The 22,335-nt window shown below is 66.3% G+C and carries 18 protein-coding genes; 10 read left to right on the top strand and 8 right to left on the bottom strand.

Going from position 1 to position 22,335, the window contains the following annotated elements; all coding sequences use genetic code 11:
* Nucleotides 1-137 precede the first annotated feature (137 nt).
* The 3 genes from Pla108_RS00925 to Pla108_RS00915 all read left to right on the top strand — a co-directional run bounded on the left by Pla108_RS00925 (nt 138) and on the right by Pla108_RS00915 (nt 4,969).
* Complete coding sequence (locus tag Pla108_RS00925; RefSeq protein ID WP_146441585.1) at nt 138-2,105, top strand: redoxin domain-containing protein; 1,968 nt, start codon at nt 138-140, stop codon at nt 2,103-2,105.
* 109 nt (nt 2,106-2,214) lie between these two features.
* Nucleotides 2,215-4,536: an efflux RND transporter permease subunit gene (locus Pla108_RS00920; RefSeq protein WP_146441583.1), complete on the top strand. Its 2,322-nt coding sequence runs from the start codon at nt 2,215-2,217 to the stop codon at nt 4,534-4,536.
* Nucleotides 4,537-4,546: 10 nt separating this feature from the next.
* Complete coding sequence (locus Pla108_RS00915; protein ID WP_146441581.1) at nt 4,547-4,969, top strand: secondary thiamine-phosphate synthase enzyme YjbQ; 423 nt, start codon at nt 4,547-4,549, stop codon at nt 4,967-4,969.
* Between the two features lie 21 nt (nt 4,970-4,990).
* Here the strand turns inward: Pla108_RS00915 and Pla108_RS00910 are convergent, their stop codons facing one another.
* Both Pla108_RS00910 and Pla108_RS00905 read right to left on the bottom strand, forming a co-directional pair.
* Nucleotides 4,991-5,542, bottom strand: a complete 552-nt coding sequence (locus tag Pla108_RS00910) for an adenylate kinase (protein WP_146441580.1) — start codon at nt 5,540-5,542, stop codon at nt 4,991-4,993.
* On the bottom strand, nt 5,539-5,937 hold the full coding sequence (locus Pla108_RS00905; RefSeq protein WP_146441577.1) for a zinc ribbon domain-containing protein: 399 nt from the start codon (nt 5,935-5,937) through the stop codon (nt 5,539-5,541). Before Pla108_RS00905 ends, Pla108_RS00910 begins: the two co-directional genes overlap by 4 nt.
* Before the next feature lie 118 nt (nt 5,938-6,055).
* Here Pla108_RS00905 and Pla108_RS00900 point away from each other — a divergent pair, with 118 nt between their 5' ends.
* The gene (locus Pla108_RS00900; RefSeq protein ID WP_197526121.1) at nt 6,056-6,811 is read left to right on the top strand and encodes a sulfotransferase-like domain-containing protein; all 756 of its coding nucleotides are present in this window, start codon (nt 6,056-6,058) and stop codon (nt 6,809-6,811) included.
* 89 nt (nt 6,812-6,900) lie between these two features.
* Nucleotides 6,901-7,800, top strand: coding sequence for an aminotransferase class IV (locus Pla108_RS00895; RefSeq protein WP_146441575.1), 900 nt, complete (start codon nt 6,901-6,903; stop codon nt 7,798-7,800).
* Nucleotides 7,801-7,889: 89 nt separating this feature from the next.
* Here the strand turns inward: Pla108_RS00895 and Pla108_RS00890 are convergent, their stop codons facing one another.
* The 3 genes from Pla108_RS00890 to Pla108_RS00880 form a co-directional block, all read right to left on the bottom strand.
* Nucleotides 7,890-8,366: a chemotaxis protein CheX gene (locus tag Pla108_RS00890; protein WP_146441572.1), complete on the bottom strand. Its 477-nt coding sequence runs from the start codon at nt 8,364-8,366 to the stop codon at nt 7,890-7,892.
* Nucleotides 8,367-8,554: 188 nt separating this feature from the next.
* Nucleotides 8,555-9,079: a 6-pyruvoyl trahydropterin synthase family protein gene (locus Pla108_RS00885; protein WP_146441570.1), complete on the bottom strand. Its 525-nt coding sequence runs from the start codon at nt 9,077-9,079 to the stop codon at nt 8,555-8,557.
* A 4-nt stretch (nt 9,080-9,083) separates the two neighbouring features.
* The gene (locus Pla108_RS00880) at nt 9,084-10,013 is read right to left on the bottom strand and encodes an alpha/beta fold hydrolase (RefSeq protein ID WP_146441567.1); all 930 of its coding nucleotides are present in this window, start codon (nt 10,011-10,013) and stop codon (nt 9,084-9,086) included.
* 656 nt (nt 10,014-10,669) lie between these two features.
* On the opposite strand from Pla108_RS00880, the gene Pla108_RS00875 reads away from it, so the two are divergent.
* The 5 genes from Pla108_RS00875 to Pla108_RS00855 all read left to right on the top strand — a co-directional run bounded on the left by Pla108_RS00875 (nt 10,670) and on the right by Pla108_RS00855 (nt 16,899).
* Nucleotides 10,670-10,984 (top strand): hypothetical protein, encoded by a 315-nt coding sequence (locus Pla108_RS00875; RefSeq protein WP_197526120.1) that lies wholly within the window; start codon nt 10,670-10,672, stop codon nt 10,982-10,984.
* A 123-nt stretch (nt 10,985-11,107) separates the two neighbouring features.
* The gene (locus Pla108_RS00870; protein WP_146441563.1) at nt 11,108-11,419 is read left to right on the top strand and encodes a hypothetical protein; all 312 of its coding nucleotides are present in this window, start codon (nt 11,108-11,110) and stop codon (nt 11,417-11,419) included.
* A 131-nt stretch (nt 11,420-11,550) separates the two neighbouring features.
* Nucleotides 11,551-12,318: a TetR/AcrR family transcriptional regulator gene (locus Pla108_RS00865; RefSeq protein WP_146441561.1), complete on the top strand. Its 768-nt coding sequence runs from the start codon at nt 11,551-11,553 to the stop codon at nt 12,316-12,318.
* A 93-nt stretch (nt 12,319-12,411) separates the two neighbouring features.
* Nucleotides 12,412-13,680: an efflux RND transporter periplasmic adaptor subunit gene (locus Pla108_RS00860; RefSeq protein ID WP_146441559.1), complete on the top strand. Its 1,269-nt coding sequence runs from the start codon at nt 12,412-12,414 to the stop codon at nt 13,678-13,680.
* Between the two features lie 75 nt (nt 13,681-13,755).
* Entirely contained in the window at nt 13,756-16,899 is a 3,144-nt protein-coding gene (locus Pla108_RS00855; protein WP_146441557.1) for an efflux RND transporter permease subunit, read from the top strand.
* A gap of 81 nt (nt 16,900-16,980) precedes the next feature.
* Here Pla108_RS00855 and Pla108_RS00850 read toward each other — a convergent pair whose 3' ends face one another.
* The 3 genes from Pla108_RS00850 to Pla108_RS00840 form a co-directional block, all read right to left on the bottom strand.
* The gene (locus tag Pla108_RS00850) at nt 16,981-17,352 is read right to left on the bottom strand and encodes a response regulator (RefSeq protein ID WP_146441555.1); all 372 of its coding nucleotides are present in this window, start codon (nt 17,350-17,352) and stop codon (nt 16,981-16,983) included.
* 235 nt (nt 17,353-17,587) lie between these two features.
* A complete protein-coding gene (locus tag Pla108_RS00845) occupies nt 17,588-19,291 on the bottom strand; it encodes an outer membrane protein assembly factor BamB family protein (protein WP_146441553.1) in 1,704 nt (567 codons plus the stop codon).
* 114 nt (nt 19,292-19,405) lie between these two features.
* Entirely contained in the window at nt 19,406-21,781 is a 2,376-nt protein-coding gene (locus Pla108_RS00840; protein WP_197526119.1) for an outer membrane protein assembly factor BamB family protein, read from the bottom strand.
* Nucleotides 21,782-22,335: the final 554 nt, after the last annotated feature.

Genomic DNA, 22,335 nt, shown 5'->3' with positions numbered 1-22,335 from the left:
GACGAGAGACGCACGCCTCTGGCCCTGAACGGGGGGGAACTTGTCTCTCCGAGCGGGCGATCTAACACTGCTTGTGAACAAAATCGTCCGTTTGCCGGTTCATCTCGGCGGCGATCTCCGATTCCCAGCAGGTTGGTATGTTCCGGTCCCCTTGGCTTCTTCTCGTCGCCTGCCTGGCAATCGCCCCCGCACCGGCGTGGGGGGGAATCGGCACGGTGATCAGCGATTTCCGCCTCCCCGACGCCTACGGGCAGCAGCGTTCGTTGAGCGACTACGGTGCCGCTGATGCGATTGTCGTGGTTTTTCTTGGCGTCGAGTGCCCCCTGGCGAAGCTCTACGGGCCCCGGCTGGCCGCGATCGCCGCCGATTACGCCGACCGCAACGTGACGGTGATTGGCGTGAACGCCAACCGCCAGGACTCGCTGACCGAGCTGGCCGCCTACGGGCGTCGGTCGGGCATCGAGTTTCCGCTCCTCAAGGACAACCACGCCGAGGCGGCGGAGCTTTTCGGCGCCACGCGGACGCCGGAGGCCTTTGTGCTCGACCGCCAGCGCGTGGTGCGCTACCAGGGGCGGATCGACGACCAGTACGACGTCGGCGCCGTCCGCAAGGCGCCGTCGCAGCGGTTCGTCCGCGAGGCTCTCGACGCGGTCCTCGATGACCAAGACGTGCCTACACCCGAAACCCGTGCGGTCGGCTGTGTGATCGGCCGGCCACGCGAGCCCGACGCCGACGCGGCCGTCACCTATAGCGAGCACGTGGCCCCGATCCTCGAACGGCACTGCGTCGAGTGCCACCGCGACGGCGAGATCGCCCCGTTCGTCCTCCGCGGCTACGAAGAGGTCGCCGGCTGGGCCGATACGATCGCCGAGGTGGTCCGCGACCAGCGGATGCCCCCCTGGCACGCCAACCCCGCGCACGGCGACTTCGCGAACGCCCGCCTTCTCAGCGCTGAGGAAAAGCAAACCCTCTACGACTGGGCCGACGCCGGGGCGCCCGAAGGCGACCCCGCCAAGCTGCCCGACGAGCGCGAGTTCGTCACCGGTTGGAGGCTGCCACGCGAGCCCGACCTCGTTGTCGCGATGCGTGATGAGCCGTACCGTGTCGCCGCGCAAGGAGTGATCGACTACCAGTACTTTGCGGTCGATCCCGGTTTCACCGAGGACAAGTGGGTGCAGGCCGCCGACATCGTGCCGGGCGACCGCTCGGTCGTGCACCACGTTATCGTCTTCGTTAGTCCACCCGCCGACCGGCCGCAGCGCGGGCTCGGCTGGCTCACCGCCTACGTGCCGGGTCAGAGCTCGATGACGCTGCCCGAGGGCCGCGCCCGATTCGTGGCGGCCGGCTCGAAGTTCGTCTTCCAGATGCACTACACGCCGACCGGCGCCGAGGCGGAAGACCAGACCAAGATGGGCCTCGTCTTCGCCGACCCGGCGACCGTGACCGAGGAGGTCGTGACGCTCGAAGCGGTCAACTCGAAGTTCGAGATCCCGCCGGGCGACCCCGACTACCACGTCTCGGCCTCCCGCGATCACTTCCCGGCCGGCGCGACGCTCATCGGGCTGGCGCCCCACATGCACTTCCGCGGCAAATCGTTCCGGATGGTGGCCGAGTTCCCCAACGCCGACTCCCCCGAAGCCAAGTCGCGCGTGCTGCTCGACGTGCCGCACTACGATTTCAACTGGCAGACCAACTACGAGTTGGCGGACCCAGTGACGATCCCGGCCGGGATGCGGATCGATTGCGAGGCGTCGTTCGACAACTCGGCCGGCAACCCGTTCAACCCCGACCCGACCGCCGCCGTCCGGTGGGGCGACCAGTCGTTCGAGGAGATGATGATTGGTTTCTTCGAGATCGCGGCGCCGGTCGGCAGCCTCAAGCAAGGCGACCACATCGAGGAGGCTTCCGAAGGGGTCCGCATGGAGGCGCTCGCCCTCACCCAGCGGCTGTTTGAGAAGCACGACGACGGCGACGGCAAGCTACAGCGGCGCGAACTGCCGCACGCCTTCGCGATCTTCGCGTTTGATCGTTACGACCTCGACGACGACCAGGTGCTGACGCCGGAAGAGGTCTTCAAGTCAGCGCTGGCCGACGCCCGTCGGTAGGTCGGCACGCTGCGTGCAGGCCATCACGAAGCGTAAGCGTCGGAGTCGACGGGGCGACAAGTAGGGACCCCCATCGTCGTAGCGCTAGCCCCACCAACCCCGAGTCACCTTGTCCGCTCTCGCCGACCTCTTTGTCCGCTACCGCAACGTGGTCGGTTGGATGCTGCTCGCGGTGACGCTGCTCGCGTCGCTGGGGTATCTGCTACCGAGCAACACGCGCCATCCGCTCGAACGGTACGAGGCGCCGCTCGAAGAGAACCCGCCGACGACGACCGAGCGCGTCCAGTCGCGCTTCAACCTCGCGTCGAGCGACGCCTTTCTCGTCGTCGAGGCGGACAACGTCTTCACGCCCGAGACGATCGCGGGCGTCCGGCGGCTGGTGGCGGCGGTCGAGGGGGTCGACTTCGTGCAGAGCGTCTTCTGGATCGATCGGGTGCCGATCCTCAACGTCTTCGGATTCGCCGACCCGCTGGTGCCCTCCGCCGACGCGTCGGCCGAATCGTTCCGGCAGTCGGAGCAACGACTACGCGACCATCCGCTCGCCGGGCAGCTGATCTCGGACGACGGCAAGTCGCTGCTGATGCCGGTTGTCTACAACTGGCTAAGGCTCGAGGACCCCTCGTCGGCGACCGAGACGGTCCTCGCCACTGCCCGCGAAGCGGCCGGGGACTCGATCACGGCGGTCCGGCTGACGGGACGGGCGCCGTTGTTCGCCGACCAGCAATCGGCCTTCGACCGCAACCAGATCGTCTTCCAAGCGATCGGCTACACGCTGGCGTTGATCCTTTCGTCGATCATGTTCCGCGGCGTGGCAGCCGTGTTCGTCGTCGCCGCGGCGCCCTGCCTGGGGGTCTTCTGGACGCTCGGCCTTGTCAAGCTGTTCGGCGTGCCGGCGAATCCGCTCGCCCAAGTCGTCATGCCGGTGATGCTGGCGATGGTCGGCCTCACCGACGGCGTCCACCTGCTGGTGCAGATCCGCCGCCGACGCGCGGCGGGGGACGAGCCGGTCGAGGCCGCCCGCGACGCGATCACCAAGGTCGGACTCGCCTGCTGGTTGACGTCGCTCACCACGGCGATCGGGTTCGGTTCGCTGCTGCTCGCCAAGAGCGACTATGTTCAGGACTTCGGCCGCGTTTGCATGATCGGCGTCTTCATCGCCTTTCTCGCGGTTGTCACCTTCATCCCCTGGGTCAGCTGCACATGGGTCGGCCGCTACATCGACCGCGGTCACGAGCGTGACGTCGTCGGCGCCGGCGTCAATCGACTCAGCGCGCTGATTGACCTGACGATGCGGCGGCGCTGGCTGGTGAGCGCCGTCTCGATCGCCCTCACCGTTGGTCTCTGTCTGCTGTCGCTGAGGCTGACGCCCGACAACCGGATGAAGACGGCGATGCCCGAGTCGAGCCAGTCGTATCAGGCGTTGGAGTACGCGGACGCCCACTTCGGCGGCGTCGAGTTCTTCCGCGCCGAGGTCCATTGGCCCGAGACGCTGCCGAGCGACGACCCCCAAATCCTCGCCGCCGTTCGTGACGTTGAAGCGCTCGTCGCCGACGAGCCGCTTCTCAGCCGGCCCCTCTCGATCCGCTCGATGCTGGCCTCCTTCCCCGGCGACCCGAACGACCTCACGACCCAGGCGACGTTCCTCTCGCTGATGCCGAGCGAGCTCCGGTCGTTTTTCTACGACATGGGGCAACACCGAGCGATCGTCTCGGTCCGGATGCAAGACCGCGGCATCGCCGTCTACACGCCGGTCTTCGACCGGATCGAGTCCGCGTTCGCCGAATTGGAGAAGTCTTACCCAGGATTCGTCTTCAAGCTCGACGGTCAGCCGGTGCTGATCTCCCGCGATCTCTACCAGATTGTCGCCGACCTGCGGTCGAGCCTCGGCGCCGCGTCGGCGATCATCCTGGTGGTCTTGTCGTTGGTTTATCGCTCGCTCCGGATCGGCCTGGTGGCCGTCGTGCCGAACCTGTTCCCACTGGTTCTGACCGCGGCGCTGCTGCTCTGGAGCGGCAGCCCGCTCGACATGTCGAGCGTCTGCGCGTTCGTCGTCTGCCTGGGGATCGCGGTCGACGACACGATCCACTTCCTCTCGCGTTTCCAGCAAGAGCTCGCCGTCGATGGCGATATCGAGGCCGCCATCCGCCGCGCCTTCATCGGCGTCGGCTCGGCGCTGGTGATGACCACGGTGATTCTTTGCGCCGGATTCGGCACGATGCTCTGGAGCGAGTTGCCCGGCCATCGCACCTTCGCCGCGATGGCGGTTTCGACGATCGCGGCGGCGGTCATCGGCGACCTAATCGCGCTGCCGGCTCTGCTTTCGTGCTTCCACCCTCACAAGCGGCGACGGGCCGCCAAGGCCGACATCGCTCGCCACGCCACGACCGCCACCGAGCAGGCTGAGTCGCGGCCGGCCCCCGTTGTCGGTTAAAGTGGCGGCTATGAAGTCCTATCGCAAAGAGCTGTGGTTCAACCTGCCCGAGCGGATGGCGCTGCAAAACATCACGCCCGAGGTCGAAACCTGCCTCGCAGAAAGCGGCATCGCGGAGGGGATGTGTCTCGTCAACGCGATGCACATCACCGCCAGCGTCTTTATCAACGACGACGAGCCGGGCCTGCACCGCGACTACAAGAAGTGGCTCGAGGAGCTCGCCCCGTTCGACGCGTCGCCGCAGCGGTACCACCACAACCGCACCGGCGAGGACAACGCCGACGCCCACCATAAACGGCAGATCATGGGCCGCGAGGTCGTCGTCGCCGTCACCGAGGGGAAGCTCGACTTCGGCCCGTGGGAGCAGATCTTCTACGGCGAGTTCGACGGCCGGCGGCGGAAGCGGGTGCTCGTGAAGATCATCGGCGAGTAATTCTCTCACGCGGCGACTGGCTCAGCCGTTGCCGGGATCGCCGAGCCGTTTGAGGAACTGGTCGACCTCCGTCGGAGAACGGAGCCGGTGCGTACGAAGATGGGACCACTGCGGCTCCTGTAGCTCTCGCGGGAGGTTCTTGCGCCGCTCACCGTGGGATCGGATGACCCATAGCAAGATCGATTCGCGAGAGCAGAACGTTTGCTGGAGCGATTCGCGGTTGCCGTTGTGAATCAGCTTGCCCGTCAAACTGCGCTGCAGGGTCCGGAAGAAGACACGCCGGAAGCAGGTGGCGAAGGGCAGGTCGAGCCAAATGAGCGTGGTCGCCCTCCCCCAGACGAGGTCGCGGAGGGGCCGCCAGTTGCCACAGGCGACCCAGCGGTCGGCCGACACCGCCTCGGCGACATCCTGACGGACCTCCGGGAGAGGCCGCTTCGTCCACCCTGGCTCGAAGTTAAGGCCATCGAGCTCGATGTGCGTCGAGCCGAAGCGGTCGGCGAGGCGCCGCGCGAGCGTGGTCTTGCCCGCGCCGCTGCAGCCGACGATCGCAATGCGGTCCCACTCGCCGCTCACAGCAGGTCCGCCAGCTTCAGTAAGAGCTGGCCCCAGCCGTCGTAGACGACGCCGATTTGGCAGAGCGCGATCACCGCGGCGCAGATCTGTGAGACGGCGATCCCCGCCACAGCGAATTGGCTCAGACAGAACGGCCCCAGGCCGAACTGTGAGATGTTCACGAAGCCACAACTGAACTGCCCGATCGCCAACCATCCCTTGGCGACTACCGGCGTGCCGTTCTGGCGGTACTTGAACGAGACATGCAACAGCGGCAGCCCCAACGCCTGTTGCGAGCTTTTGTACTCATAGCCCCACCCGTCCCAGTCGAGCTGGCTCGGCATCGGCGCCCCACAGCCGGGGCACGCCCTGGCGTTTTCGCTGACTTCCCGCTGGCATTCGCGACAAGGACTCATCGGTGTTCTCGTAGTGATCGAGCGCCCAAGGTTGTTAGTGGCTTGTGCTGGCCGCCCGGGCTGACGAACATCTCATAATCCGCCCCCCCCCCATCGCCCTCCCACCTTGTGTAGTTCGATGACCGTCATTGCGCAAGCTGCCGTCACCCGTGTCGCCATGTGGTCCGGCCCGCGCAATCTCTCGACCACCCTCCTGCGGTCGTGGGGGGCTCGGCCCGACACCTCCGTCACCGACGAGCCCCTTTACGCCCACTACCTGCGCGAGACGGCCGACCGCCGACACCCGGGCTACGACGAGACCCTTGCCGTTCACGACGCCGACTGGCGCCGCGTCGCCGACTGGCTCACGGGTCCGGTCCCCGACGATCGACCGCTCTGGTACCAGAAACACATGGCGCATCACCTGCTGCCGCAAGTGGGCCGTGACTGGGTCGATGGGCTCACCAACTGCTTCCTGATACGCCGGCCGGCGGCGGTGCTGGTGTCGATGACCGAGTTTTTCCCCGACCCGCGTCCCGAGGACATCGGCTTGCCTCAACAGGTCGAGCTCTTCGAGCGAGAGCGGCGGCGGACCGGCAAGACGCCGGCCGTCATTGACTCGTGCGATGTGCTGCGTGACCCGCCGGGCGTGCTGGACAAGCTCTGCGAGCATGTTGGCGTTCCTTATACCGACGCGATGCTCACATGGCCGCCGGGCCTCCGCGAGACCGACGGCGCCTGGGCGCCGTTCTGGTACAAGAAGGTCGAGCAAACCACCGGCTTCGGTCCGCCACGCGACGAGTTTGATGGCGTCCCCGATCACTTGGCCGCGGTGCTCAAAGCGTGCCAGCCGTTGTACGACCGACTAGCCGAGCATCGGATCCAACCGGGCTGACGGCGACGTCCAACGCGGGTCGGTTAGTAACCTTTCGCCCTGCCGCAGCCGTTATGTTCCCTTCCGAAACAAATTCCCCCTCTTGATCCATGCTACAGAAGTTCGACGAGCGTAACCGCGACCTGCAAATCTGGATCAACGGCAAGTTGTCGCACCGCGACGAGGCGGGGGTCAGCCCGTTCGACTCGGTGGTGCAGGGGGGCGACGCGGTCTGGGAGGGGCTGCGGCTCTACAACGGCCGGATTTTCAAGCTGGCCGAGCACCTACGGCGGTTGCGTCACTCGGCGAAGGCGCTCGCCTTCGCCGACATCCCCTCCGATGAGACGATCACCGACGCGATCCGCCAGACGCTCGCCGCCAACCAAATGCGCGACGGCGCCCACGTTCGCCTGACCCTCACGCGGGGCGTCAAAATCACCAGTGGTATGGACCCCCGGCTCAACCAGGCCGGGCCCACGCTGATCGTCCTAGCCGAGTTCAAACGGCCCGTCTACGACAAGACCGGCCTACGGCTGGCCACTACCTCGTTCCGCAGGGCGTCGCCCGACGTGCTCGATCCGAAGATCCATCACAACAACCTACTGAACTCGATTCTCGCCAAGATCGAGGCGACCCGCGCCGGCGCCGATGACGCGGTCATGCTCGACTCGCGGGGGTTCATCGCCGAGACGAACGCCACCCATCTATTCTTTGTCATCGACGGCGTGGTGACGACGCCGCGCACGGTGGCGTGCCCCGAGGGCATCACCCGCCAGACCGTGCTCGACCTCTGCCGGGCGAACGAGATCCCGCACCAGGTCCGCGACGTCTCGCTGGCCGAGGCGTACCGTGGCGAGGAGTGCTTCTGCACCGGCACCATGGGCGAGATCGCGCCGGTGGTGGAGATCGACGGGCGCGAGATCGGCGCCGGTCCGACGCCGATGACCGCGAGGATCAACGAGCTGTTCGCCGCCGTGACGGCGGTTGAAGGGACCCGCGTCGTCGATTAAAAAAGCGAGCCCTCGGCGAACGCCATCGGCTCGAAGAATCGGGCCAAGGGCGCCCGCCAAGGGCGTTGTGCGTCGAACTAACCGAGGCGTCAGGCGGGGGCAAGCTCGTTGATGATCTCGAAGCCAACCTCGAGCCGCAGCGGGCCGAAGTCGGTGTTGAACGGAACCGCAAGCGGCGGGGTCGCTGACGGGAATCGGATCTCGTGGCCTTCGCCCGTGATGACGTTCGGCAGGCTGACCGAGAGGTCGTACTGCTCGAGTTCGGTCTTTGCTTGACCGGCGATCACGTTGGCGAGCTCACCGACGGCGTCGAGGACGTCGTCGTTAACTTCGGTCAGGTCTTCCATCAACATCGCCGACGCGGCCTTGAGGGCGACCTCGGTCGAGAGGTTGATCACGACCATGCCATGAGCCCGGCCCGAAAGACCAATGATGCCGCTGATCGGATACTGGCGGTGCTTGGGATCGCCGAGCGACAGGTCGCCACGGCGGCAATCGGCGGCCAGCATGGTCGCGAAGGTGTTGGTGACAGCCTTCAAAAACGGGTTGATGTGTTCGACTTTCATCGGGATCGCATCCTCGCTCGGCGACTAGCTAGACCACGCCGCAGCGCGGTAGGGGAGAGGTCTTAACGAGGGAAACCTAGGTTGCGCGTGAGGCGCCCATCGCAGCGAACGTCGAGAAGGTGTGAAAACCCACTAGGTCTGCGGTGAATCACACGCTCCGGCGCGCCCGGGGAGGTCGCCCCGACGCCCTACGACCGACCCAGCCGGCACACGCCGACCTGGCCGTCGCATTCATCGACCTCGACAACCAGCCGCGTCGGGGGCGTCTCGCCACGCTCGGCGAGGGCCACCAGCAGACGCTCGCCGATCCAGCGGGCGAGCAGTTCGGCCGTCGTGTTGGTGACGGGTAGCCGCACGCACTCTCCCTTCGGGAAAACCCAGCGACGGTCGCCGAAAGTGACGACCAGTTCGTCTCCGCCGAGCGGACCGGTCGCCTCCTCGACTCCGATCAGAGGGTGCCCCGTCGGCAGCAGCATCCGGTGGTCGAGTTCTGTCGTGATGGCCGACAGAGCGTCGCGCGTGGCGATGAAGTCGAGGACGTAGGCGTTCTCGTCGAGCACCCCGTCCGCCTCGATCGCGACGCGGTAATTGTGCCCGTGCAGCGGCTCGCAGACGTCGCCGGCGTACGTGATGAAGTGAGCGGCGCTAAACGTGAACGCCGCCTTGTTGAGGCGAATCGCGAACGTTGCGTTCCGTGAGGAAGGGCCTGCCATTGAACTAGTTGCTCCGACTCGCTTGCGGCGTCGCGGCGGGGTCGCCAGCCGGGACGAACTCGGCCAGCAACCGCAACGCTTCCTCGGGCGCGTCCTCGGGGACCCAATGCCCCACGTCGGCGAGCCGGAACGCCTCGGCCCCCGGCCAGTAGCCGAGGAACCGATCGAGGCAGGCCGGTGTAAAGCACCAGTCCTGCATGCCCCACACCAGCCGGATTGGGCGTCCCGCCAACTCTGGCAGGCGTGACGCGATTGTTTGCAAGGTTCCCCACGTCGGATGGTTCGGCCCCCGCGGGATGTCGGCGACGAACTCGTAGACGGCCCGTCGATGGGCCCAGCTGTCGTACGGCGCCAAGTAACCGGCGGCTGTCGCCGCATCGAGGCCACGCCGCCTCGAGAGCGTCATCCGCAGCGCCGCCAGCGAGAACAAATTGGCGCCTTGCAAGGCAAGCTTGCCGATTCCCGGCGTCTTACAGACGGCGATGCGGGCGGGGATCGACTCGGGCGGCCAGGCGCCCGTGTTGTAGAGCAGCACGCGGTCGAGCCGCTCTTGGCGGTCGAGCATCGCGCCCAGCCCGATAGCGCCGCCCCAATCTTGGGCGACAAGCGTCACGCCCCGGAGTTCAAGCGTATCGACCAGACGCCCCAGTTGCTCGACACGGTCGGCGAGCCTTAGCGCGCGATCCGGCTTGTCACTCAAGCCACAACCGATGTGGTCAACCGCGACGCACCGGTGCGTGGTCCGCAGGGCCTCGATCAGCCGACGCCAGTGGAATGACCACGTCGGATTGCCGTGGACGAACAGCAGGGGAGGGGCGTCCCGGGGCCCTTCGTCGACGAAGTGCAGCCGCCCGGCGCCGACGTCGAGCCAGTGCGAGGCGAACGGGTACGCGCTCCGCCAAGCGGACGGCTTCGCTGAAGAGTCTGGGGGCATCACACGCGGCGGTCACAAGCGGAATGGCGGAGCCCCTAGCTTCCACCATCCCCCCGTTCCCTGCCATCCCCACCGTTGCTCGCTAATCCAATGCCGAGGGCGACGGGACGGATCGCGGTGTGACTCAAAACCAGCAGCCGACCCAAAAAAAAGAAAGCCGCGGCGGGCGAACCCACCGCGGCTTCTTCAAACAAACTTTCGACCGATTGCGACGGAGTGGAGTCACTCGAAGAAAGACGCGAACCGGACAGCGCTGCGCGCGGCCATGGATCGGCTCGGGCCAATCGTTTTTTTAGGTCCTCCCGGCGGAATTTTGGTCGGAAAGTTTGATCGGTAAGCGGCGACGCGGGGCGTCGCCGTGTGGCTTTCGCAAACAGTTATCGGACCCGTGGGGTCCTGTCGTTACGCGGATCGTTCGCTTTTGTTCAGACGGCTCCGCTTCGCCTTTCGACTGGTCGGAGCCTACAGCCTAAGCATAGTCCGCGGAAGGCTTCTTGGGGCGGAAATTGGTCGCTTTGGGGACCGCGCCGTCAGCCCAGTCGCCATTGGCTTTCGGCCCACTTTTTGCTAACAGCGACGCACACACAACGCCACTTGCGAGGCTCGCCATGGATTGGCTCTGGACCCGTCGTTCTGCCCTGCTCGGGATCGCCCTGATGCTATTACTCCCGACCTCGGGAGGGGGACAGACCAACGACAAACGCGAACCCAAGTTGCGTGAACGCCTCGTGCTAGGACTGCAAGTCCGCCGCCCCGCCGAGTATGAGTACGTCGACGCGGTGATCGACACGGTGAACCGCGGCGAACTGCCGCAGAAAATTGTCGATCGGATGTTCTTCTGGGCACGCGGCCGGGCGCCGAAGGGCGACCAAGGACGCCGACCGATCATCTACTTCCAGGCGGGCCTCAACCGGGTCGCCAGCAAGCTGCGAATCGATATCGCGGCCGACCCCAGCTCGACGGGGGGCTGAGACGGGGGGGGGCTGAGCGGTCGCCCGGTAGGAGTGACGCGGCGAATGCGGTAAGATGCGTGACTCGGCGTCCCCGGACGCCCCGTCCTGTACCCTTCCCGGTCCGCCAGTTAGAGGCCGTTCATGGCTCGTAAAGTCGTCAGCCGTAAAGATCTCCGCGCCGAAAACGACGCCGCGGAGGCTCAAGAGGCCGCCGCTCCGAAGAAGAAGGCTGCCAAAAAGGCGGCCCCAAAGAAGAAGGCCAGCCGTTCGAAAGCCGCCGCCGAAGTTCGGCTGAAGGCGTTCTGGGGCGTCTTCAACCAATCGTTGAAGCGGGTCGCTCTGTACGATTACAGCCAGAAGAAAGAGGCCGAGAAGAAGGCCGAAGAACTGACCGCCAAGGGCAAGAGCCCGCACTTTGTGCAGCCGGTCAAAGAGATTCTTAAAGACGCCTAAGTCGTTTGAATCGAACGGTTTGCCGCTCGTCCGCTCGACCCGATCGGCTCGGCGGCGGTGACCCGGTTGAAAGCTGTGAGGAAGGGCCTCGGCTTGACTCGCCGTCGTTTCTGACGGATAGTCAATAAGGTATGGCCTCCACCGCCCCCCACCTGCCGACGCAGCCCGATACGAGCCTCCCGGGCGAGTCTCGCAAGCAGCGGGAGATCCGCCTACGCGAGGCGAGGATCCTTGCGGTCGCCCGCGATCAGATCCTCGAGGGGGGCTATTTGGGGCTCAACATGGACCGCATCGCGGCTCAGATTGAGTACTCCAAGGGGACCATCTACCAGCACTTCCGCAACAAGGAAGAGATCCTGCTGGCGCTAGTGAACGACGCCCTCAACACCCGCCTGCGGATGTTCCGGGCCGCGGCGGCGTTCGAGGGGCCCGACCGCGTGCGGCTCGCCACCATCGGGGCGGCAGCCGAGGCCTTCGTCGAGCACTACCCCTACCACTTCAAGGTCGAACAGATCGTCCGCGCCGCCTCGATCTGGGAAAAAACCTCCCCCGAGCGACGGCAGCTCATGCAGACTTGCGAGCATAGCTGTATGGGGACGGTCGTCGAGATCGTCCATGGTGGCGTCGCGTCGGGCGATCTGACCCTCCCCGAGGGGGTCCGGCCCGAAGAAGTTGTCTTCGGGATGTGGTCAATCTATCTCGGGGTGCAGATCATCTCGCATAGCAGCGACACGCTGGCGGACATCGGCATCGACAGTCCGTCACGCTCGCTGCGGCTGAACCAGAACCGCATGCTCGACGGTTATGGTTGGCGGCCGCTGAGCGACGACTTCGACTACAGCGGCCATATGGACCGGGTGAAGCAGCAGATCTTCCGGCACGACCAGTTTTCGCAATAACCCGTTTTACTGAGTAACATCGGACCCCATTGGTCCGCTTACCGAATAGGCGTCCGCTTTTTATTTGTCTTCAATTTGACGAATCGTCACAAAATGACCAGCCGTTGGACTCTTATCGGATTCGCCGCCCTTCTGTTGGTGGTGGTCGTGGCGGGCGGTTCGACGGCCGTGCTGAACGCGCAGCAGGGCGCGCCAGCTAAGATCACTCCGACGGCGACCACGCCCGTGCGGACTCAGGTGGCGACGCCAGTCGATTCGTTCCTCCGCAACCGCGTCTACACGGGAACGCTCGTCGCCCGACGGCGGAGCGTGCTCTCCTTCGAGCGAGCCGGCAAAGTCGTCGAGCTGGTGGTGGACGAAGGAGACGCGGTCACGAAGGGCGAGCTACTGGCTCGGCTCGATACGCGTCGCTTATTGGCTCGGCGGTCGCGGGCCGAGGCGGACCTCGCCGAAGCAATGGCCGTCCTCCGCGAACTGGTCGCCGGACCCCGCCAACAATCGATCGCCGCCGCCGCGGCGGAGGTGCGGAGCCTCGCCGCGCAGCGCGACGTCGCCGAGCGGAACCTCAAACGCCGCGAGCAACTCGTCGCCAGCAACGCGGTCAGCCGCGAAGAGTACGACGAGGCGCTCTACGACTATCGCGCAGCGGCGGCGCGGACCGACGTAGCGCAGAAGAACCTCGATGAGCTCGAGGCGGGCACCCGACAAGAACAGATCGCCGCCCAGGAGGCGCAGGTCTCGGCGCTCGAGGCGAGTGTCGCCGACATCCTTCATGAGCTCGACGACTCGGTCCTGCTCGCTCCCTACGCCGGCCGGATCGCCAAACGCCGCGTCGATGAAGGGACGGTCGTCTCGCCCGGCGCGGCGGTGTTCGAGCTGGTCGAGGCCGACACGCTCGAGGCCTGGATCGGCTTGCCGCCCCAGGCGGCGGCGCAAGTGGAAGTCGGTCTCCAGACGACCGCAACGATCGCCGGGACCGACTACGTGGCGATCGTCCAATCGGTGCGTCCCGAACTCGACGTGACGACGAGGACGCAAAACGTGGTGCTGCGGCTCGACAGTCCCGCCGGCTTAGTTGCCGGACAAGTCGTCCGCGTCGGTGTCCGCGAACCGGTCGCGATGCCAGGGTTCTGGGTCCCGACCCAAGCGTTGAGCCCGGGCCGTCGCGGCTTGTGGACGGTTCTGGTGGCGGAGGAGGGCGCGGCGGCGGCCCGGCCGGTCGAGGTCATCGAGGCGGACGGCGATCATTCGTTCGTCCGCGGCGCCCTCGAAGCGGGCGAGCACGTCATCGTCGAGGGCGCCCATCGCATCGTCGCAGGGCAGGCGGTCGCCGCGGCTCCGGCTAGCTCTTCAAACGGCTAGCGATCGATCGCCGCCCCTTCCCGCCGATTCAGCCCCGCCGATTAAGCCCCCGCCTCCGGCCCTCTGCCTTCCCCGATGAATCGACTGCTTTTCGACAACCGCCGGCTGCTGATGCTCGCGATCGCGCTGGTCGTCGTTGCGGGGATGTCGTCGTTGCTGGTGCTTCCTCGGATGGAAGACCCCGTGCTGACGCAGCGGGCCGCGATCATCAATGCCCGGCTCCCCGGCGCGACGCCCGAGCGGGTCGAGGCGCTCGTCGTCGAGCCGCTCGAGGAAGAGCTGCGCGAGATCCCGGAGATTAAGGAGATCCGCACCACGGCGCGGTCGGGCGTTGCGAACATCGTCGTCGAGCTGCGGGACGACGTGTACGCCGCGTCGGAGGTCTGGTCGCGGGTCCGCAACAAGATCGACGACGCCGGCCCGCAGCTGCCGCCCGAGGCGAGCGAGCCCGAGTTCGACCTGCTGGAAGTGACCGCCTACGCGTCGATCGTCGCGCTCCGCTGGGACGCGCCGACCGACGTGAACTACGCGGTGCTGCGCCGGCTGGCCGAAGAACTCGATCGGCGTCTGCTCGCGGTGGGGGGGACCCGCGAGGTCGACACGTTCGGCGACCCGGCCGAGGAGATCACGATCGAGATCGACCCGGCGCGGCTGGCGACGCTCGGGCTGTCGGTCGCCGACGTGGCGCGACAACTCGCCGCCAGCGACGCCAAGATCGCCGCCGGGCAGCTCCGCGCCGCCGATGGCTCGCTCGTGATTGAAGTCGACTCCGAACTCGACACGGTGCGGCGGATCGCCTCGACGCCGATCCGCATCGGCGCCGACGACGACGCGGGACGCCTCGTCTCGCTCGGCGCGGTTGCCGACGTCCAAAAGGGGGTGATTGACCCGCCAACGCGGCTCGCGCTAGTCGACGGCAAGCCGGCGATCGCCGTGGCGGTGCTGGTCCGTGGGGATCAACGCATCGACGTCTGGGCCGCTAAGGCCGACAAGGTCGTCAAGGCGTTCGGGGCGGAGCTCCCCCCCGCGGTCGGAATGAAGCGCGTCTTCGAGCAGAGCGGCTACGTCGAGACACGGCTCGGCACGCTGCTGTGGAATCTCGTCGCCGGCGCCGCCGCCGTGATGGTGGTCGTCTGGCTGATGATGGGCTGGCGCAGCGCGGTGGTCGTCGGGTCGGCGTTGCCGTTGGCGTCGCTGATGGTGCTTGCCGGCATGCGATGGATGGGCATCCCGATCCACCAGATGTCGGTGACCGGTTTGATCATCGCCCTGGGGCTGTTGATCGACAACGCGATTGTCATCGTCGACGAGGTCGCCGAACGGATGCACGGCGGCGAATCGCCCGGCGAGGCGGTGGCGAGCGCCGTGAGCCATCTGGCCGGGCCGCTGTTCGGCTCGACGCTCACGACCTGCCTGTCGTTCGCGCCGATCGCCCTGATGCCGGGACCCGCCGGCGAGTTCGTCGGCGCGATCGCGGTCAGCGTGATGATGGCGGTCACGTCGTCATTCTTCTTAGCGATGACCGTGACGCCCGCCATCGCCGCGATTTTCCTCCCGCAAGAGCAGCGTGGCGAGCGTCCCTGGTGGTCGTCGGGTTTGCGTTCCGATCGGCTCACGGCGGGCTACTCCACGCTGCTGGGCTTTCTGTTCCGTCACCCGTTGCTCGGTATCAGCCTGCCGGTAGCGGCGCCGGTCCTCGGCTTCGTCCTAGCCGGCTCGCTGACCGAACAGTTCTTTCCACCCGCCGAACGCGATCAGTTGCAGATCCAGATGGACCTGCCGGCCGGGGCTTCGATCGATGCAACGCGCCGAATCGCCGACGATGCGAGGGACTTGCTGCTGCAGAACCCGCGCGTGAAGGCGGTCGATTGGTTCCTCGGCGAGAGCGGGCCCGCCTTCTATTACAACATGATCGCCAACCGCTCGGGCGTCCCGCAGTACGCCCAGGCGATGGTGCAGATCGACTCGAACGAGGATTACTTCGGCGTTGTCCGCGAGGTGCAGCAGGCACTGAACGAGGCGCTGCCCGCCGCACGGTTCCTCGTTAGGCAGCTGGAGCAGGGCCCGCCGTTCGATGCGCCGATCGAGGCCCGGCTGTTCGGCCCCGACCTCGACGAACTCGGCCGGCTCGGCCGCGAGGTCCGCCGCGTCATGAGCCAGACGGCCGACATCGTCCACACGCAGTCCGACCTGTCGGAGACCCTGCCGAAGCTCGCGGTGACGGTTGATGAGGCCTCGGCGCGGCTGGCGGGGCTCGACAACGAGACCGTCGCCCGCCAGCTCGACGCGACGCTCGAGGGGGCGGTCGGCGGGTCGGTGCTCGAGGGGACCGAGAGCCTCCCGGTGCGGGTCCGCGTCGCCGGCGCGGAGCGGAGCGACCTCAACCATATTGCCGCGACCGACCTGATCGGACGCACCGCAACGGGCGAAGCGACCCGCACGCCGCTGTCGGCGGTGGCCGACTTGCGATTGACGCCCGAGCGATCGGCGATCCCGCACTTCAACTCCGAGCGGATGAACGAGGTGAAGGCCTTCATCACCGCCGGCGCGTTGCCGTCGGAGGTGCAGGGGCGCTTCGTCGAGCGGCTCGCCGGGTCGGGGTTCACGCTGCCGCCCGGCTATCGCTTGGAGTACGGCGGCGAGGGCTCCAAGCGGAACGACGCGGTCGGCAACCTGATGTCGAACGTGGCGGTGCTGCTGGTGCTGATGGCGGCGACGCTCGTCCTCTCGTTCGGCAGCTTCCGGATGGCGGCCATCATCGGCGCGGTCGCGGCGCTCTCGGTCGGCTTGGCGCTGGGGTCGCTGGCGATCGCCGGCTATCCGTTCGGCTTCACGGCGATCATCGGCACGATGGGACTGATCGGCGTGGGGATCAACGACACGATCGTCGTGCTCGCCGCGATCCGCGACGACGCCAAGGCGCGGACCGGCGACGCCGCGGCGATCCGCGACGTGGTGGTCCGCTCGAGCCGCCACGTGATCGCAACGACGCTGACCACCATCGCCGGCTTCATGCCGCTGATCCTCGGCGGCGGCGGCTTCTGGCCCCCGATGGCGATCACGATCGCCGGCGGCGTCGGCGGCGCGACGCTCCTAGCGCTGGTGCTGGCGCCGTCGGCCTACACGCTGCTGATGTGCCCCCGGTGCGAGGAGTCGGCCGAGAACGCGGCAGAGATCACGACGGCCACCGAGGCGACGCTGGCGCCCGCGACGGGTTGACCCGAGGAGGTCTCACGCCAAGGCGCGAAGGCGCAAAGAAAGCAGCGGGACAAGCCTTTGCGCCTTCGCGTGAACCCCTTTTTATCCGAGCACCTCGCGGACGCGCTCAATCACTTCCGGCTCGCCGTACTCGAGCTTCCCGAAACCGTACAAGGCCCCGGCCGATACCGCCGCGTCCTGGTGCTCGGCGTAGTTCGTGACGAGCATTACCGGCGTCGTCCCCCTCTTGGGGTCGGCCTTGATCGCCTTGATGATCGCGAGGCCGTCGGAGTAGTCCTCGTCGAGCTTGCGGTTCACCAGCACGAGGTCATAAGACCCGGCGGCAAGCTTCTCCATCGTTTCCGCGGGGAGTTTGGCCGTATCGACCACGACGTCCGGGAAGTGCCGCGACAGGAAGGCGACGATCCCGGCGTGGTCGGGGCCGCACTGGCCGACGCTGAGTACTTTCTTCATTTTGGTTTCACCACTGAGCACACAGAGAACACGGAGAAGTTCACCGAGGAACGGCGATCACAACAAGCGATCGACTGTGGGAGGGGTCTCCAGACGCCGACTACGGTTGCCTAGCGATTGCGGCGTGGTGCGCGTAATCGGCGTCTGGAGACGCCTCCCACAGAGAAGGATCCACCTAGCAGAGTACCGGGGAATACCGCCGCGCTTTTCTCCGCGTCCTCCGCGAACTCCGCGGTTAATCCTTCTTCTCGATCGCAAACAGGTGCGTGCGATTGGAAATGTACAGCACGTTGTCGGCGATGATCGGCGTCGAGTAGACGCTGTTGCCCATGTTGATCTCGCCGAGGGCGGGGATCATCTCGCCGCCGTCTTCGGTCATCGCGACGTTGGGGTCGGTCGAATGGTTGAAGATGGCGACGTCGCCGTCCTCGTCGCCGATGTAGACCTTGCCGTCGACGATCAACGGCGAGCCCCACGCGGCGGCGAACATGTCGTAAGTCCAGTGGACCTTCGGCGAGCCGGTCGCCATCGCATCGAGGCAGTGGAAGATGCCGCTGAAGTCGGCGATGTAGAGGATGTCGTCCTTGATCGCGACGGTGCCGCAGCTGCGGTGCATCGTCTCGAGGTAGGGGTCGATCTCGCCATCGCCGTCCGAGTCGAGCTCGCTGTAGTGCCAGATCACCTTCGAGTTGGGGTTCGGGCGGGCCAGGTCGCCTTCCTCAGGGATGACCGCCTGGATCCGCTTCGGGGGGATCGGCGTGCTGGGGTCGGCCGCGTTGAAAGCCAACTCGGGGGAGACGTCGCCCGAGCCGGTCGGGTCGATGCACCAGAGGTGGCCGACGCCCTCGCCGTGTTCGGGATCCTGTCCGACCGCGACGTACGCGCGGTTCTTGTAGACGACCGGCGTGGCGATGATGTTGTTGCGCGTGCCGCGGCCGCCGAGGATCCAGACCGACTGCTTGGGGTTGGCGTCGAACTTCCAGAGGAGCTTGGCGCCCCCTTCGCCGTCGCCGAGCGGGTCGAAGGCGTAGACCCAGCCGTCGCCGCCGCCGTAGATCACCTGCATCTGCTTCGAGCCGTCGGGCATTTCAATCTCCGCGACGGTCGGGCTCGACCACTGGCCGTGCAGGATGTTGTCGCCGGGGGACTTGTCGGTCCACAGCACCTCGCCGGTGTTCTTGTCGAGCGCGATAAAGCTCGGGGCGTTCGGCGAGGGGAGGTTGATGTGCGACTCGTCGAGGCCGTTGCTGGTGTTCACCAGCAGCGTGTCGCCGATCGCGGTGACGCTGCAGCTGCACATGTTGTGCTGCGAGACGCCGAGCTCGCGCATCATGTCAAAGACCCAGATGACGTCGGCCTCGTTTTCGCCGGTGTGGGCTTCGTCGGTCTTGGGGCCGTCGTTCTCGCCGTCGTGGAAGCCCTCGGTGTCGAGGCAACGGACCTCGCCGCGGCTGGTGACGAACCACAAACGCTTGCCCTCGACCAGCGACGCGGAGCAGATCCCTTGAAGGGGCCAGTCGTGGACGCGGCCCGTCTTGAGCTTCTCCGAAGAGTGCTGCCAGAGGAACTTGCCGTCGGCGATGTCGAAGCAGAGCAGGCAGCCGAGGTCGACGTCGGCCGGGTACCGCTCGAGCCAGCCGCCCGAGTTGTTGGTGCCGATAAAGGCCTTGCCGTCGGCGATGACGCAGTTGCCGTAGGTCTGCGACCCGAGGCGGGCGGCCCACTTCACGTTCTCGGCGGTGGAGCTGTCCCACTCGCCGGTGCGGAAGTCGAAGTCGCCCACGTTCCATTCGGTGGGGATGCCGACGCCGACGGGCGTGTTGTTGCGGGCTCCGTCGCCGCCCCATTGGGGCCATTCTTTGGTGATCGAGGGCGCCGAGTCGGCAGCATCGACCGAACTACACACCAGCAGGATCAAGACTGGCAAGAAGCGCTTCATACTCGGACTCGGGTTAGGAGGAACCGCCCCGGCGCTAAGAACGCCACGGGTCGCCAAGTCATCTGCCTGGCGCAACTCGGCGCTCTTGGCGTCTTGGCGGTTAATGTTTGACGTTCAGTTGTTTGGCGTTACCGTCAGGTTGTCGACGTAGAACTCCGCTTCTTTGGAGTCGCCGAACAGGCCGGGGCTGCCCTGGAGTTGGGGCGCCTTGTCTTCGAACTGGAGGGTCCACTCGCCCGGCTCGGCCTCGTCGCGGGGCCAGACCTTCGCCTGGACAATGGCGGTCTCGTCGGCGGGCTTGGGGACGACCGAGAGCTTGAGGCGGTACCAGACGCTCGGCTTGAGCTCCATCGACTGCGCCGCCTGGGTGCGACGGTCGTGCGTGCACCAACTGTAGAGCCGCGCCTCTTGGTTGGGGCCGAACAACGTGAACGTGTAGCCGCTGTTGATCAGGCCGGCCGAGGGGAGCTTGATGGCGCTGGCCACCGTCGGCGGGCCATCGGGTGACGGGCCGTCGGACCCTGATTCGCCGCCGACCCCTTCCTGCAGCTGGATGTCGGCTTGGACGGTGTAGTTGGCCAACTCGGGCGAGCCCATCCACATCTGGCTACGGGTGCCGAGCTTGGTCGTCGGCGCGCCGGGTCGCGTGGGGAGTTCGGTCGGCTTGGCGAGGTAGTGGTTGCCATCCCCTTCACGCATCACGTAGCGGACGCGGCCGCCGACCCACGTGAGGGGAACGTCCTTCGCGCCGTCCTCAAAGTCGTACGACCAGGGGATGGGGGGGACGATGCGGATGCGACCCTCGGCCGCTACGCCGTCAATCTCACAGAGCACCAGCGCGGTGTCGGCTTTGCCGCCGGTCGGCGCTTTGTAGACGCCTTCCTTCGTGATGTTGCCCGGCCCCGAGACGCCGAATGAAACACGCGAGGGTTCGGCCTCTCGCAGGAACTGGCCCTTGGCGTTGTAGAGCCGCACGCGGTACGCCTGCTTCTCACCCGGCTTGAGCAGCGCGTCCCACGGCACGATCTGGACTTGAGTGACCCGCTTGTCTCCGATCGGGGCCGGCTTGGGGGCGGGGACGGAGGAGTCGGCGTTGGCCGCCACCGATTCTTCCGAGCCGATGCAGTAAAGGGCTTCGCTGGTCGTCATATAGATGCGGCCGTTGGCCACGATCGGCGAGGCGTTAACTTGTTCGCCGTTGAGGGACACTTCGTCAACCTTCTCGACGCCGTCCTTGGTCGGCTTCCAAACGGTCCAGGTCCCCCCTTCGCTGCAGGCGTAGATCTTGCCGTCTGCGTAAACAGGCGATCCCCGCATGACGCGGCCGAGCCTAGCCGGGCGGCGATTGATCGCTTTGCCGGTCGCGGCGTCGAAGACCGTCATCTTGGCGGTGTCAGAGATCGCGTAGACGCGCCCATCGACCAGCAGCGGACCACTCTTGCCGATCATCTCTTGGTATTTGATCCAAATCTCTTTACCGGACAGGTCGGTCGGCTTCTCGGCGCCGACCATCGTGCCGTCGAGCGCCACCAGCGCCCCCATGGCGTTGCCGACCATGTTCTCCTCGCTATGGCCGATATAGACCCGGCCCTCGGGACCGACGACCGGCGGCAGGTTGACGCCGCGGCGCGACAGCGGGTACTTCCAAAGCGGTTTGCCGGTGCCGGCCTGTATGGCCCAGGCCATCCCGTCGCCCGACCCGAACACCAACGCCCGGTGCCCGGCGAGGGTCACCAGTGCCGGCATGCTGTAAGTCGTGTCTTCGGGGATGAGCGACGTGCCGCTGAGCCAACGCAGCTCGCCGGTCGCCTTATCGAAGGAGAGGAAGCGGTGGGCCGGCTTCGCCATCAGGCTCCACTTGGGCGTGTCGCCCCAGCCAATGACGACCGCGCTGGTGATGACGGTGTCCTCATGGATCACCGGGAAGTTGGTCCGACCGCCGTAGGTCGAGAGCAGACCAAACTCCTCGTGGAGGCTACGGTCCCAGATGAGCTTGCCCGAGTCGCCGTCGAGGCAACAGAAGTAGCCGCAGACGCCTTGGGCATAGACGCGGCCCGTCTCGGGATCGCCGACCACGCTCGACCACCCGACGCGGGTGTCAGGGACGTCGGACAGATAGACGTTAAAGCGGTGCTTCCAGAGGACTTCGCCGGTGGCGGCGTCAGCGCAGACGACCTTCTCTCCTTCTAGCTCTGTGGCGGGCTGGTCGCGGACCAGCGTGTAGAGCTTCCCCTTCATGACGATCGGGGTCGATCGGCCGGCGAGGGCGGCGCTACGCCAGAGGAGATGGCTCCCCTCCCCGCCAGCGGGGTCCCAATGGTCGACCAGATCGGTTTCGGGCGAGGCGCCGTCGTAGTGGGGCCCCCGCCAGACCGGCCAATCCGCAGCGATTGCCTGACCGGACAAGACACTGAGGGCGCCGAGGGCCGCGATCAGGGGGCTGAAGAGGCGACGGGACGAAGCCGGAGAGAAGGAGAATCGCTGTGGCATGGCGGACTTTGTGGGATCGGCAAGATGGTGGGCGCTTGCCATCCTGGCGGCGGGGAAAAAACTTTCAACCAACCTTACGGCGGGAAGCGGGTGCGAGTGCGGTTTGGTGCGTGTTCAGACACCACGTAGCAACAATACCAAGCACAAGATGCCAGGACCATGAGCGCGGGGGGCTCGAGTCTGCCGGTCACGGGGGATACCGGGCCGGTACAACCGGCACATTGAGAGAGTCCGTCACTGCCGTTATAGACTTCGTAGAAGTTGCTCTAAACCATTTGCTGGGAAACGCTTGCGGCATCTCAAGGGGGCTTTCGAGGGTCGCCGATAGGTACGCTGCGACCCCTTGGTCTGGCGTGACCAAGGAGTCGTGATGCGTCGGCCCGCCGGCCCAACTGTTTCGAGTCAAGGAGTGGCTCGACTGGCGGCGACGCTCCCCCCGCAAGATCCCACCGCACACGGACGTGTCGGCCCCGACGGACTTCCGGCATTTATAAGTGCCGTTCCCTCGGCTGATGCAGCCCGCCCCCCCTTTCGGGCAGCACGCGAAGAGTTAG

This window comes from Botrimarina colliarenosi (assembly GCF_007859955.1).
Lineage (GTDB): Bacteria > Planctomycetota > Planctomycetia > Pirellulales > Lacipirellulaceae > Botrimarina > Botrimarina colliarenosi.
The sequence above is the reverse complement of the archived record's forward strand: the minus strand, read 5'-3'. Positions and strand labels throughout refer to the sequence as shown.